The sequence below is a fragment of the Cupriavidus pampae genome (genome assembly GCF_914271485.1).
Taxonomy (GTDB): Bacteria; Pseudomonadota; Gammaproteobacteria; order Burkholderiales; family Burkholderiaceae; genus Cupriavidus; species Cupriavidus pampae.
Genome location: NZ_CAJZAG010000004.1, coordinates 375,933 through 389,998 on the forward strand (window position 1 = coordinate 375,933; position 14,066 = coordinate 389,998).

Below are 14,066 nucleotides of genomic sequence, written 5' to 3' on the forward strand. Positions count from 1 at the left end.
TTCTTTCACTCCATTACAAAGTTAGATAACGATTCTCATTTAGAATCGCGTTCGATTTTGTGAACTTAATAAACACGCTGGAGAAGAAAGAGATGTATCCGAGCCGCCGCAGCCTGCCTGCCGCCCCCCATGCCGGCCAACGCCTGGCCCTCTGCGCGACGGCCGGTGCCGTATTGCTGCTGTGTTCGATGTCCGGCCCCGCGGCCGCTCAACAGGCGCAGGCCGACGTGACCGCCGCTACACCTGCGGCCGCCCCTGCGCAGCCGCAGAAGGAAGTCACGCTCGACACGATTCAGGTCACCGGCAACTGGCTGGGCTCGGGGCTGCAGAACAGCGTCAAGGGCTTCGCGGGCGCGCGGACCGTGGTCACGGAGTCCCAGATCGAGCAGAGCGGCGCGTCCAATATCGGCGACGTGCTGCGTCGCGTGCCCGGCGTGCAGTCGAGCGACAACTCCGGTACCGCGGGTAGCGCGATCTCGCTCAACATCGGTGTGCGCGGCCTGACTGGCCGCTACACGCCGCGCTCGACGGTGCTGCTGGATGGCATTCCGCTGGCGGTGGCGCCTTATGGCCAGCCGCAGTTGTCGTTCGCGCCGGTGAGCCTCGGCAATATCGAATCGATCGACGTGGTGCGCAGCGGCGGTTCGGTGCGCTACGGTCCGCAGAACGTCGGCGGCATCATCAATTTCACGACCAAGCCGATTCCTGCGGGCTCCGGCATCACCGGCGACGCGGCGATTCGCGAGAACATCTTCACCACCGGCGGCACCAACACGCAATACAACGCGTTTGTCGGCACCACGCTCGATAGCGGCCTGGGCCTCGCGTTCCTGTATTCGGGCCAGACCGGCCGCGAATGGCGCAAGGGCAGCGACGACGACGTCAACGACGTGGCCGTCAAGTTCGCGTACGACCTGACGCCGTCGCAGCAGTTCTACGGCAAGGTCTCGTACTACGACGTGAAGTCGCGCACGCCGGGCGGCCTGTCGGTGGCGCAGTTCAATGCCGACCCGTTCCAGAACACGCGTCCGAACGACTACTGGAGCGGCAATCGCTACGGTTTCGATCTCGGCTACGTGAACACGATTTCCGACAATCAGGAATTCGAGATCCGTACGTTCTACAACGACAGCTATCGCCAGAGCACGCTGACCAGCGGCGCGAATCTGGTGCACCAGCCGCGTAACTACACCACCTTCGGTATCGAGCCGCGCTACACGCACCGCGTGTCGTTCGGCCCGACGCTGCATGACATCACGGTGGGTTACCGCTATGTGCGCGAGCGCGGCAACGACAACTCGTTCAACGTGAACGCCACCACCGGCGCGGTGGGCCCGACCACCACGTTCGACAACGCCACCGATGCGCATGCGGTGTATATCGACGACCGCATCGCGATCGGCAACTGGCGCGTCACGCCGGGCCTGCGCTTCGAGCATATCGACACGAGTCGCCAGCAGGTTGGCTCGGCGACGCCGTTCGAGAGTATCAACAACAAGCCGCTGCCCGCGATCAATGTTTCGTACCTGGTGAACAATGCCTGGACCGTGTTTGCGGACTACAGCACATCGTTCGGCCCGGTGCAGAACATCCAGCTGAACTCGCAGACGCCGACGAATCCGCTTTCGCCGGAAGTGGCGCGTACGTTCGAAGTGGGTACGCGCTGGACCGACAACAAGATCAAGGCGGAGCTGAGCGCGTTCAAGATCAAGTTCGACAACCAGATCCTGCAGGTACCGGGGCTGGTGCCAGCGACGTTCCAGAACATCGGCGCGACCGATCACGACGGTGTGGAAACGGCGATCGACTACACGTTCGACCAGAAGGGCCTGCTGTCCGGCCTGAACGTCTACGCCAACTACACGTACACGCGCGCCATCCAGAAGTCGGGCGCCACGGCTGGCCTCGATGTGCCGTTCTACTCGCGCAGCACCGATACCGTCGGCGCGCGCTACAACTGGCGCCAGTGGACGTTCAACGTCGCCACCACGCACCAGAGCTCGCAGTTCGCGGATCTGGCCAACACCGTGCAGGAATCGGCGGACGGCAGCAACGGCAAGATTCCGGGCTATCGCGTGTGGAACATCCAGGGCATGTTCAAGGTACCGCAGCTCAAGCGGACCGATATCGCGGTGGGTATCAACAACCTGTTCGACAAGCGCTACTACACGCGTACCGCCGACGGCAACGCCGGCCGTCTGGTCGGCGCCCCGCGCACGGTCTACGTGCAGGCGCGTATCGGATTCTGAGCGTGAATGCCTAGGCATCATTGCGCGGGTAGTCCCGCGCAATGATTTCCTGCAGAAACTCGCAAACCGCCTTCACCCGGGGCGTATGCTGCAACTCCTTGTGCACGGCGAGAAACAGCATGCGTCCGACTTCCACCCGCCGCCCCAGCACCGGCACCAGCCCAAACCGCTCTGCGCGCGCGAACGTCGGCAGCATCACGATCCCCGCACCGCCGCCTGCCGCGAACATCTGCGCCAGCATGCTCGACGAGTGAAACACCACGCGCGGATTTGGCACGCCCTCGCGCAGCCACCGCACGGTATCGAGCTGGACCAGATCATCCACATACGACACGAAATCGTGCCCCGTCAGATCATCGACCGAATGCGGCGTGCCCGCGCGCGCGAGATATTCCGGTGACGCATACAGATGCAATTGAAACGCCCCGATCTCGGTCACGGCCAACCCGCGCCCCGCGGTCGGAAAGAAGCTGATGAAGATATCCGCCTCGCGCCGATTCACCTGCACCTGGTTCGACGAGGTGACCAGCTCCACCTCGAGCAGTGGATAGCGCTCGCGCAGTGCCACAAATTCCGCGGCAAGATAGAGCGACGCAATGCCCTCCATCGTGGCCACGCGCACATGCCCGCAGGGGGTACGGTCACTCGCGATGGCGGGCTCGGTAATCGCCAGCGCGCCACGCTCCATGTCCTGCACGCACATCAGTAATTCGAGCCCGCGCGGCGTCGGGTGTAGTCCGGCGCTGTCGCGAATGAACAGCGTCTCGTTGAGCGACGCCTCGAGCGCCGCGATGCGGCGGCTGACCGTCGAATCGTCGATACGCAGCTGCCGCGCGGCCGCGGTCAGGGTCTTGCTGCGGTTGACCTCCAGAAAGATGCGGAGGTCATCCCAGTTCAGTCGGGTCGGAGCTGGCATGGCGGATCAGGCAGGAAGCGGCAGGGGATGACCCGATTATGCCGGTGCTTGCGCCCGGCATGCCAAGCCGACGAGGTTAGCGAATGGCTTCCTCGTACTCGAAGGCCGCCTCGCTGGCCGCCTCTCGCGGCGCGGGCCGCGCTGCGACAGTTTCCGGCGCGCCGTTGGACAGGAACGTGGCGGGTGTCAGACGTCGCCGATCGATCCGCACATCGAACACATCGAACCGATTGTAGTAGCCCACGATATCGTGAAACTGCTTCGGCTCGATGCAGGCATTGAGGTCGAACGTCGCATACGCGAGCCCTTCGTCATGCTGCAGCATATCGCCGATGACCGCGCCGGTCGGATCGAGGAACTGCGTGGCAGCGCGCGGCGTGCGCTCGATGACCTCGCGCGCCTGCTTGTCGCCACTCGCGCACAGCGCCTCGATCATCGCGTTGTCCATAAAGCCCGCGTTGAGAATGCCAAACGCCTTGGCCTCGAACGAATGCCCCCCAGCGCGAATGCGATTGGCCGCCAGGTTGTCGAAGTTCTGGCCCGAGCCGGGCAGGCGCGTCGGCCAGATCGCGGGCCAGGCCGAGATATGAATCTGCTCGCCCTGCGCGGCCAGCGCATAACGCGCGAGCGGATTGGTGTTTTCGCCGCAGATCAGCGCCCCGATCTTGCCGATGCGCGTGTCGTTCACGCGCAGGCCGTGCCCATCGCCCGAAGCCCACACCATCTTCTCGTAGAACGTCGGCACCAGCTTGCGGTGATGATTCAGCAGCGTGCCATCGTCACCGATCATCGCATTGGTGTTCCAGATGCAGCCCACGCTCACGTCGCTGCTCTCGCTGAATCCGATCGAGACGAACACGCCGTGCCGGCGCGCGGCCGCCCGAATCTGCGTCATCTCGGGTCCATCGATACGAATGCTGTTGGTCACCATGCGCTGGAACCACTCATGGTTGTAGATCGGTGCCCACAACGCCGCCCACACCGGAAAGCCCGGAATGAACGACTCGGGAAACACCACGAGCTCGGCGCCGTTGCGCGCGGCTTCGTCGATGAACGAGATGGCCTTGGCGACGGTGGCCGCCGCGTCCATGTAGACCGGTGCGGCGTGCGCGGCCGCGACTTTGACGATAGGCAATGTCATGTCAGTGTGTGCTGTGGAGTCAATCAATCAATGCGAAACGGCTTCGGCGATACCCATGCCGGTTTCCCGGCGCACGGCCATTTCCGGCCAGCGCGATTCGGACAACCGGCTGCGCGTCAGCAGCGAGAACACGATCACCAGCAGGAACCCGACCGGAATCGACACGATGCCGGGGTTGCGCAGCGAGATCAGCGGATGGTCGAGGCCAAGGATGCTGGGGTAAGTCATATTGGGCGACACCAGCACCATGCCGATCGACAGCAACGTGCCGCCGACCACACCGGCAATCACGCCGGCGGTATTGCAGCGGCGCCAGTAGAGCGTGCAGACCAGCGCGGGCAGGTTGGCCGATGCCGCCACCGCATAGCCCAGACCGACCAGGTGTGCGACGTTCTGCCCCTTGGCCGCGATACCGGCCGCCACGCAGATCACTGCCGTCATCACCGTCGCGACGCGCGCGGCCACCACTTGTTCGCGGTCGGTGGCATGACCGTTGCGGACGGCCCCGACGTACACGTCATGAGCGAGCGACGAGGCCGCGGCCAGCGTCAGGCCAGCCACCACCGCGACGATCGTCGCGAACGCCACCGCGGCGACTACCGCCAGCATAAAGTTGCCAAGCAGGCTGTCCGGGCCGCCACCGAGGAACTGGGCAAGCATCGGCGCGGCCAGATTGCCGCCCTTGTCGAGCGCGATGATCGCCTTCGGGCCGACGTTGAGCGCGGCGGAGAAACCGATCACGACGATCAGCAGATGGCACAGGCCGATCGCGAACATCGCATACAGCGCCGAGGTGCGCGCATCCTTCGCGCTCTTGACCGTAAAGAAGCGCATCAGGATATGCGGCATCGCGGCGGTACCGAGCACGAGTGCCATGCCCAGCGAGATCTGCTCCACCGGACTCTTCAGATAGAGCGCGGGCTCGAGGAAGCGGCGGCCGGCTTCTTCCACCGACAGCGTCGATTGCCCCTGCAGCAGCGTGTCCAGCACGTGGCGCTGAATCGCTTCGTTATGGATCACGCTGCGGAAAAACGCCTCGATATCGAAGCCGTAGGGAATCCACGACAGCACCACCAGCACGATGCAGAACGAGATCAGCAGAAACGCCTTCAATACCTGCACCGATGTGGTGGCGCGCATGCCGCCGAACAGCACGTAGGTCAGCATCAATCCACCCACGGCGCATACCGACACCTCGTACGGGATGCCGATCAGCGCGCGTACGATCACCGCGCCACCGACGATCTGCGGCACCATGTAGAACAGCGCGACCAGCACACTCGACACGGCGACCACGAGCTTGGTCGCGCGAAAGCTGTTGCGGTAGGCGAGCACATCGCCAAGCGTGTAGCGCCCGAGATTGCGGCACGGTTCGGCAATCAGCAGCAGCACCGGCACGAACGAGATAAAGAAGCCCGCGACATAGCTGATGCCATCGAGGCCGTACAGTGCGATCAGGCCCGACACGCCGAGGAATGCCGCCGCGGACAGGTAGTCGCCGGCAATCGCCATGCCGTTCATGCGGGCACTGATGCCGCCGCCGGCGGTATAAAAATCGCTCGCGGTGGCATTACGGCGCGCCGCGAACCACGTGATGGCGAGCGTCAGCGAGAACAGCGCGGCAAACACGATGACCGTCATCGTGCGGTTGCCCTCGGTGACGAGCGTGGCTTCCGCGGCCTGGGCCGTGCCCGCGATCAGCAGTGCGGGAAGGGAAGCAAAAAGAAACGCGGTACGCGAGTTCATGGCCGGGCTCCTCACGCTGCCACCGCGTGGGCGGCCTCAGGCTCCGGGAAACGTGCCTGCGACAGCAGTTCATCGGCCATTGCATCGAGCCGACGCAGCTTGGCCGCATAGGCGCAGGCGATCACGCCGCCGACAAAGTACTGCCCGCACAGATACCAGAGTCCGAAGTTCGTGGCCGAGGTGACCGGGATCTCGAACAGGCTCGAACCAATTCCCGCCAGCACGGGTACGGCGAAGAACATCGCCATGCTGATCGTGAATAATCCGAGCACGACGCGCCGGCGAGAGCGCACCAGTTGTTGGAACTCCGGGTTCCGGTAAAGCACCTCATAGGCGCGTGGCGTTGGCTTGATCATGGTCTCTCTCCCGATGGCAGACGGCTGCATTCTTGGCTCAGATCGCAGCGAGGAAAAGGAGAGAGTTCGCAGACCATTCTGCAAATTTGCAGAGTGCAAGACAATGGTGCATGGCTTTTTTGCAGAGCACCATGATGGATTGCGCGAACGGCCGAGGAAGGCTGCCGTGCACCGTTCTTGCGCGAAATCGCAGGCTTTGTCCGTTTTTGTCGCGTGAGAACGTATGACGCATGGCAAACCACTTGGCGAGCGGTTTGCGGCGCGGCAACATAGGCAAAGTTCAACCGTTCACCCCATCTGCCCACCGCCATGAACATCCAGTCGCTCTATCGTTACCCGGTCAAGGGCCTGTCGCCCGAGACACTCGCCAGCGTGGACCTGCGTGCCGCGCAGGGTTTTCCGCTCGACCGCGCGTATGCCGTCACCGATGGCTCGCTCGATTTCGATCCGGCGCATCCCGTGCCCGCGCCGAAGACGCAGTTCCTGATGCTGGCCAAGTACGAGAAGCTCGCGCGCCTGAAGACGCGTTTCACCGACGCCTCGGCACAGCTCGAGTTAGCCGACGACGGCAGCGTGTCGCACTACAACCTCACGCGCGACGCGGATCGTGAAGGGCTGGCGGACTACCTGAAGCGTTATCTGGACGTGCCGCTGCCGGGTACACCACGCGTGGTCAACGCGCCGAATTTCCAGTTCACCGACGTGAGCGTGCGATCGGAAGCGCTGATGCGCAGCATCTCGCTGATCAACCTCGATACGGTGGAAGATTTCGCGCGCCATCTGGACCACCCGCTGGATCCGCTGCGTTTCCGCGCGAATCTGTATTTCTCGGGCGTGCCTGCATGGTCGGAGATGGAGTGGGTCGATCGCGAACTGACGATCGGCGACGTGGTGCTGAAGATCGTGCGCCGCACGAAGCGTTGCGCGGCGACCAGCGTGGATCCCACCACGGGTATCCGTGACCTGAATATCCCGGTGTCGCTGCTGAAGTACGTCAAGCACGGTGACCTCGGCATCTATGCCGAGGTGGTGCGGGGCGGGACGATCCGCCCGGGGGATGCGATCGTATTGCAGGACGCGTAACGATCGCTGGAAGGAGAGGAAGGCCTGGCGCTCAGTCCACCTTGGCGCCAGACTGTTCCACGATCGGCTTCCACTTCTTGTAATCCGAGTCCACGAGCTCGGCAAACGCCTTTGGCGTCATGAGCTTCGCTTCCGCGCCCTGCTCATGGATCGCGTGGATGACTTCGGGACTGGCCAGCACCTTGTTGACCTCGGTGGCGATGCGATCGACCACGCTGGCCGGGGTCTTCGCGGGCGCGAAGATGCCGTACCACGTGCTGACGTCGACGTCCTTGTAGCCGCTCTCGGCGACCGTCGGCACGTTCGGCAGCGAGGTGCTGCGGCTGGCCGACGTTACCGCCAGCGCGCGCAGCTTGCCGGCCTTCACCTGCGCCAGCGCCGACGGTACCGACGCCACCATCAGGTCGACGTTGCCCGCCATGGCATCCATCATCGCGGCGTTTGAACCCTTGTACGGCACGTGCAGCAGCTTGATGCCGGCGGCATGGCTGAAGATCTCGGCGGCCAGATGGATGGTGGTGCCATTGCCGGGCGAGCCGTACTTGATCGACTCGGGCTGCGCCTTCGCGGCCGACACGACGTCGGCGAGCGTCTTGAAGCGCGAGCTCGCCGAGGTGACGATAACGATCGGCGTGTAGGCCACGTGACTGATCGCGATCAGATCGCGCGCCGGCACGTACGACACCGATTTGTACAGCCACGGCGCCACCACGAGGTTGTCCTTCTGCCCCATGACCAGGTCGTAGCCGGTCGGCGCCGCGCGCACGATCTCCGCAATCCCGAGCGTGCCGCCGGCACCGGGCTTGTTGTCCGGTACGAACGTCCATTTGGTGCTCTGCGCCACCTGATTGGCTACCAGCCGCGCGAGGATATCGGTACCGCCGCCCGGCGGAAACGGAATCACCAGCCGGATCGGCTTGGTCGGCCAGTTCGATTGCGCCAGCGCCGGCAGCCCGCTCGCCATGACGCCCGCCGCGAGCATGCCTTTGAGCAGGGTGCGCTTCGACGTATCGACAGGATGATCGGAGGGAAGAACGGGCGGGAGGGCGGAATTTCGGGACATGGAGGATTCGGACAACGGGAAACGCGGCAAATGCGACAAACGCAGGCGCGGATTATACCGTTGCCGACCCTGAATGCTTGCGGCCGTTACTCCACCATGGCCCCGGCGACACCTTCCAGCAGGTCGCGGTCGTGATTGGACGGCAGTTCCATAAACGGCCGGCGCGAGACGCTCCACAGCCGCATATCTTCTTCAGTGTGGAAAACCTGCTGCTTCGGCATCGCCGGCCACGACTCGACGCGTAGCCACATGCGCAGCAGATGGCGGCGTTGCGACAGTTCCTGATGATCCTCGTAGTCCGTGCGGCCGTGCACCATCATGCGATTGTTCAGAAACTGGATATCGCCGTCGCGGAAGCCCATGTCGAGGTAGTGCTCGGGCATCGCCGCCGCCTTGCGCGCGTGGTACAGCGCATCCGATTCCTCCTGCGTGAACGGGCGTTGGCCGCTTTTCTCCGCAAGTCGCGCGTAGCCGGTTGGCAGATAGCAGGTGATTTCGCCCTCGCCGTTGTCGGCAAAGAACGGCACGCGGTCTTCGCTGAACGTGCGCGTTGCGCGACGGCCATCTTCGTCGGTACGTTTCAAGTACAGACCGCGACGCAGGATCTCCAGCGATTTCGGGTGATGCTCCAGCAGATAGTTGTGCACCGTCAGCGCACTGGTGATGCGGCTCGCGCCCCCGGAGATGGCCGTGCGCAGGCACATCAGGCCAATGATGTCGCACGAGTCGGTATGCATCAGTTGCCCGCCGCCCTTCCGATATCCGCGAGATTTCGGTTCATAGTCGCTGACGTTGACGACGTGGCCAAGTCGATCGCCGAGGTACGACTGGGTCATGGTCGGGCCGATGTAGGCGCCCAGACCGAAATAGATGCGGGCCATATCGTCATCGCTGTACTGATCGCGTGGCAGCCCTCGCAGCATCAGGAAGCCCGCGCCTTCTCGAAGGCGTCTTGGCAGCGACTCCATCAACTTGCCGACGGCATCGAGCGGGAAGGTCTCGCGGGTGACGTCGGGAAAGTCGACTTCGCCGAGCGACTTCAGATGCTGCAGCGCGCGATCGATCTCGCCCAAATCTTGCGCGCTGAGTACGTGCAACCCTTCCTTCGTCCAATCGATATCGGGACCTTTCCAGGCACCGGGACCCGTAATCGGATGGCCAAGTCGGTTCATTGTCTTCTCCTTGTGTGTGTGTTGGCAGCGGAACGGTGTCACGCTGCGGAGGAAAGGGGGAGGCTGCCGACCAGCGCGCCACTGGCGCGTAGTCTGGCAAGCCCCGCCTCGCCGAGGACCTCGCGGACAATCTCGTCGTTGTGCTGGCCGAGATCCGGTGCGGGGCAGCGGAAATCTCCCGGCGTGTCGCTCCAGCGCGGCGTGATGTTGTGCATCGGCAGTGCTCCGAGTTCGGCGTCCGGCAGTTCCACGAGGCTTTCGCGCTGTGCGACGTACGCATCGTTCAGCACCTGCCCGGCGTCATAGACCGGGCCGATCGTGACACCGGCCGCTTCGAAGATCGCCATGTTCTCGTCGAGGCTGCGCGCGCGGATAAAGTCGCCCACGACGCGGTCGACGTCCTCGATATGCGTGAGGCGGGCACTGTTGGTGGCGTAGCGCGGGTCGTCGAGCATGTCGCCGCGGCCGATCGTCTCCATCAGCCGGCGCGCCACGCTGTTGGACGCCGTGGAGAGCGCGAGCCATTTGTCGTCTCGCGTGCGATACACGTTGCGCGGCGCCGTCGTGCTCGAGCGGCTGCCGGTCCGGCGCTTGAGCTTGCCGGTGAACTTGTAGTTGGCCGCCTGCGGTCCCATGATCGACAGCATCGGTTCGAACAACGACAGGTCGATGACCTGGCCGCGTCCGCCATGTGCCTGGATATGCCACAGCGCCATCATGGTCGCGCTCGCGCCGTAGAGACCGGTCGTCATATCGCCGAGGAACATCGGAGGCAGCACCGGTTCGCGATCCTCGAAGCCGTTGATCGCCGCAAAGCCGCTGTACCCTTCGACGAGCGTGCCGAATCCCGGCTTGTGGCGATAGGGGCCGGTCTGGCCCCAACCGGAGATCCGCGTGATGACGAGCTTCGGGTTGATCGCGTGCAGCACGTCGGGGCCCAGCCCCATCGCTTCGAGCGTACCCGGCCTGAAACTTTCGATCAGCGCATCGGCGGTCTCGACCAGCGTCTTGAGCAAGGCGATGCTCGCGGCATTGCGCAGGTTCAGTCCGAGACTTCGCTTGTTGCGCGCATAGGTTTTCCACCAGATATCGAGACCATCGGTCTTGAAGTTGCGCAGTGAATCGCCGTCGGGGGGCTCGATCTTGATTACGTCGGCGCCGAAGTCCGCCAGCTGCAGCGTCAGCATATTGCCGGCGACCAATCGGCTCATGTCGATGATCCGCAGCCCGTGCAACGGGCCGCGCGCGGCCGGGTTGAATACCTTGCTTTGCATGGTGATGCTCAGTTGTTGGCGACTGCCACGTGGCGGGTCGCCACGAGCGTGCGCCACTTGCCGACCTCGGCCTGCACGTAGCTGGCGAACTGCGGGGCGGTCATGGCGCTGGGCTCGGTCGACTCGCGCGAGAAGAGCTCTCGCATTGCCGGCGTTTCGGCCACCGCACGAATTTCCTGATTCAATCGCTCGACAACGGGCTGCGGTGTCTTCGCGGGAGCGAACACGCCCCACCACGCTTCCACGACGAAGCCCGGCAGCGTCTCGGCGACGGTCGGCAACCCGGGAGCGAAGCGCGAGCGTTCGGCGGATGTCACGGCGAGCGCGCGGACCTGACCGCTTTTGAGCGGACCCGCGACCGACGCGGCGGTGGTGATCATGACCTGGACGTTGCCGCCCACCATATCGACCACCGCATTGGAGACGCCCTTGTACGGTACGTGCACGGCACGCCCCTGGCCCAGTGCGTTGAGGAGTTCACCACCAAGATGTCCGCTCGATCCGGGGCCGGCCGAGCCAAAGTTGATGTTTCCGTTCTTGGCCTGGAAAGCTTCAACCACGTCCTTCACGCTTTTGTACGGTGTGCTTGCGGCCGTCACCAGCAGCATGGGCCCCCGGTTCAGCATGGCCACCGGCTCGAACGATTTGATCGGGTCATAGGGCAGCTTCGGTTGTATCGCCGCGTTGGTGCTGAAGCTCAGCGAGTTCAGCAGGAGCGTCGAGCCGTCAGAATCGCCGGTCGCTACCGCTTGCGCGCCAATGGCGCCGCCGGCGCCGGGACGGTTCTCCACAACGACGGAGGAGCCGGTGCGGCTGGCCAGACCCTGTGCCAACGCGCGGGCAAACAGATCGTTGCTGCCGCCGGGCGAGAACGGTACGACGATGCGGATCGTCTTGGGCAACGCAGGCTCCTGCGCCGTCGCGGCGAGGGCGGTGGTACTAAGTAATCCTGTGCCAAGCAGGCCTGTGCAAAGCCAGGCCAACAGTGGGGCGTGGGGGCGTTTCATGTTGTCTCCTGTTTTATGTTTTGATCTGCGTTGCGCGACCGCTTCTATGGCGTGTGTTCGAGCGACGCTTCCAGCAAGCCGTGCTGGCTGGCCTGTGCCAGCAGCATCTGCGCGCGCCGGATGAAAGGTGCGTCGATCATCTGTCCGTCCACTGCGCATGCGCCGAGCCCTGCGAGTCCGGCTTGGGCCGCTGCGTCAACGACGCGACGCGCACGGGCAATGTCGGTGGCGGACGGGACGAACACCGCGTTGGCAAGTGCCACCTGACTCGGATGGATGCAGCTCTTGCCAGCGAAGCCAAGCTGCTTTGCCATCCGCGCTTCGGCGCGATAACCATCGGTGTCGGCAATATCCGCAAACGCCGCATCGATGGCTATGACACCCGCCTCGCCCGCGGCGAGTCGCAGTGCCAGCATGCATGTGTGCACCGCTTGAGCATCGCGACGGGCGATGTTCAGCGGCTCGAACAGATCGCCGAAGCCTAGCTGCAGCCCCATGACCAGCGGATGCGCGCCCGCGATATCGGCGGCATGGCGCAAGCCGCGCGGCGACTCGATATTGACGAGCAGCCTCGGTACCGTGCGCACGCCGTTGGCCGCGGCGGCCGCCTGCACGGCATTGGCTGCTTCCAGTACCTGCGACGGATGCTCGACCTTCGGCACGTTGATGAGGTGGAGGCCGTCGCGGGTCACGGCACGGACGTCGTCCTCGAAGTGGGGCGTATCAAGGCCGTTCACGCGCACGATCAGGGTTTTCCCGCTCGCGTGGGTAGCGGGCGTCTCCATGAGCGACGCGAGTAACAGTCGCGCTTCGGCCTTGCGCGCCAGCGGAACGGCGTCCTCGAGATCGAACGAGAGGGCGTCAGCATCCGAGGCAAGTGCTTTGGAGAAAAGTTCGGGGCGGCACCCGGGGACAAAGAGTTTGCTGCGCATGACGCGGTGGCGAGAGACGATGAGGGCCAGTATGCGAGCCCACTCGATGAAGAAAAAGTCCCCTCATCTTTCTTCAAAAGATAGATAAACTATCTTTATGCCCGTCACGCCTCATCGGCTGAGCCAAATGCGATGAATACGCTCTTCCTGCAGAACTACCTTGCCGTGCTCGAACACGGGTCCATTGCCGAGGCCGCGCGCCGGCTCGATCTGACGCCAGCCGCAGTCGCGCAGCAGATACGCGCGCTCGAGCGCGACATGGGCACGCAGCTCGTGATTCGGTCGGGCCGGCATGTGATCGCCACCGAAAGTGGGGAGCGCGTCGCGGTACGCGCGCGCGATGTGCTCGCGCATGTCAGCGGCATGTTTGCCGCGGCGCTCGATGAAGAACAACTCGCGGGTGAACTGCGCCTCGGCGCGGGGCCGACGGCGTTGACCGGCATGGTGCCCGATCTGCTCAGCGCGCTGGTCAAGCGCTATCCTGGCATCAGTGTGTTCGTGCAGCCCGGTTACTCGGTCGATATGCACCCGGCCGTGTTGAACGGCACACTGGATGCCGCCATCGTGATGGCGTCGCCCGTGCCGCTGCCAAAGCTGCTGCGCTGGCAATTATTGCGAGAGGAACCCTTGGGACTGCTGGTGCCCGCACAGCTCGCCGGCTCGGATCCGCACGAATTGCTGCGGATAGCACCGTTTATCCGATTCGATCGCCACGAATGGGGCGGGCAGCTCGTCGATCGCTACCTGCGCGACAACGGTATCGCGCCCAACGAACGCTTCGAACTCAACTCGCTGTCAGCGATTGCCGTGATGGTGGACCGTGGCCTCGGCGTGGCGCTCGTGCCCGAATGGATCCGCCCGTGGCCGGAGGGCCTGCGGCTGGTGCACCTGCCGCTCCCGATGCCCAGCGAACCCCGAAGAATGGGCCTGATCTGGTCCCGCACAACAACCCGCACGCGGCTAGTGGAAGCGCTGCGCGACGAAGCGGTGCGGCAATTCAGAGGCACCACTTCGTAGACAGCACCATTTATCGGAATGGCCCGGTGCATCGCGCGGGGCCTAGAACTTGAAGCCGCGGCGTCGATCTATTTCTTCCGTCACCATCAGCGACTCGACGCGAGGTCTAC

At 64.0% G+C, this 14,066-nt stretch carries 12 protein-coding genes; 3 read left to right on the forward strand and 9 right to left on the reverse strand.

Features of this window, described 5'->3' with window-relative positions; all coding sequences use genetic code 11:
- Positions 1-92: 92 nt before the first annotated feature.
- The gene (locus LDO41_RS12500) at positions 93-2,249 is read left to right on the forward strand and encodes a TonB-dependent receptor family protein (protein WP_223988469.1); all 2,157 of its coding nucleotides are present in this window, start codon (positions 93-95) and stop codon (positions 2,247-2,249) included.
- Between the two features lie 10 nt (positions 2,250-2,259).
- Here the strand turns inward: LDO41_RS12500 and LDO41_RS12505 are convergent, their stop codons facing one another.
- The 4 genes from LDO41_RS12505 to LDO41_RS12520 form a co-directional block, all read right to left on the reverse strand.
- Complete coding sequence (locus LDO41_RS12505; RefSeq protein ID WP_223988472.1) at positions 2,260-3,165, reverse strand: LysR family transcriptional regulator; 906 nt, start codon at positions 3,163-3,165, stop codon at positions 2,260-2,262.
- A gap of 76 nt (positions 3,166-3,241) precedes the next feature.
- Positions 3,242-4,306, reverse strand: a complete 1,065-nt coding sequence (locus LDO41_RS12510) for a carbon-nitrogen hydrolase family protein (RefSeq protein WP_223988474.1) — start codon at positions 4,304-4,306, stop codon at positions 3,242-3,244.
- Positions 4,307-4,333: 27 nt separating this feature from the next.
- Positions 4,334-6,052 carry a solute symporter family protein gene (locus LDO41_RS12515; RefSeq protein WP_223988477.1) on the reverse strand — a complete coding sequence of 573 codons (1,719 nt, stop codon included), beginning with the start codon at positions 6,050-6,052 and terminating at the stop codon, positions 4,334-4,336.
- 11 nt (positions 6,053-6,063) lie between these two features.
- The gene (locus LDO41_RS12520) at positions 6,064-6,408 is read right to left on the reverse strand and encodes a DUF485 domain-containing protein (RefSeq protein ID WP_223988479.1); all 345 of its coding nucleotides are present in this window, start codon (positions 6,406-6,408) and stop codon (positions 6,064-6,066) included.
- A gap of 309 nt (positions 6,409-6,717) precedes the next feature.
- Between LDO41_RS12520 and LDO41_RS12525 the strand changes: the two genes are divergently transcribed.
- Positions 6,718-7,491, forward strand: coding sequence for an MOSC domain-containing protein (locus tag LDO41_RS12525; RefSeq protein ID WP_223988481.1), 774 nt, complete (start codon positions 6,718-6,720; stop codon positions 7,489-7,491).
- A gap of 31 nt (positions 7,492-7,522) precedes the next feature.
- On the opposite strand, the gene LDO41_RS12530 is transcribed toward LDO41_RS12525, so the two are convergent.
- The 5 genes from LDO41_RS12530 to LDO41_RS12550 all read right to left on the reverse strand — a co-directional run bounded on the left by LDO41_RS12530 (position 7,523) and on the right by LDO41_RS12550 (position 12,939).
- Entirely contained in the window at positions 7,523-8,473 is a 951-nt protein-coding gene (locus tag LDO41_RS12530) for a Bug family tripartite tricarboxylate transporter substrate binding protein (RefSeq protein WP_223988720.1), read from the reverse strand.
- A gap of 167 nt (positions 8,474-8,640) precedes the next feature.
- Positions 8,641-9,726 carry a TauD/TfdA family dioxygenase gene (locus LDO41_RS12535; RefSeq protein WP_223988483.1) on the reverse strand — a complete coding sequence of 362 codons (1,086 nt, stop codon included), beginning with the start codon at positions 9,724-9,726 and terminating at the stop codon, positions 8,641-8,643.
- A gap of 38 nt (positions 9,727-9,764) precedes the next feature.
- On the reverse strand, positions 9,765-11,000 hold the full coding sequence (locus tag LDO41_RS12540) for a CaiB/BaiF CoA transferase family protein (RefSeq protein ID WP_223988486.1): 1,236 nt from the start codon (positions 10,998-11,000) through the stop codon (positions 9,765-9,767).
- Positions 11,001-11,008: 8 nt separating this feature from the next.
- The gene (locus tag LDO41_RS12545; protein WP_223988488.1) at positions 11,009-12,007 is read right to left on the reverse strand and encodes a tripartite tricarboxylate transporter substrate-binding protein; all 999 of its coding nucleotides are present in this window, start codon (positions 12,005-12,007) and stop codon (positions 11,009-11,011) included.
- Between the two features lie 44 nt (positions 12,008-12,051).
- Complete coding sequence (locus LDO41_RS12550; protein WP_223988491.1) at positions 12,052-12,939, reverse strand: HpcH/HpaI aldolase/citrate lyase family protein; 888 nt, start codon at positions 12,937-12,939, stop codon at positions 12,052-12,054.
- Positions 12,940-13,071: 132 nt separating this feature from the next.
- On the opposite strand from LDO41_RS12550, the gene LDO41_RS12555 reads away from it, so the two are divergent.
- A complete protein-coding gene (locus LDO41_RS12555) occupies positions 13,072-13,956 on the forward strand; it encodes a LysR family transcriptional regulator (RefSeq protein ID WP_223988493.1) in 885 nt (294 codons plus the stop codon).
- The last annotated feature ends 110 nt before the right edge of the window (positions 13,957-14,066 follow it).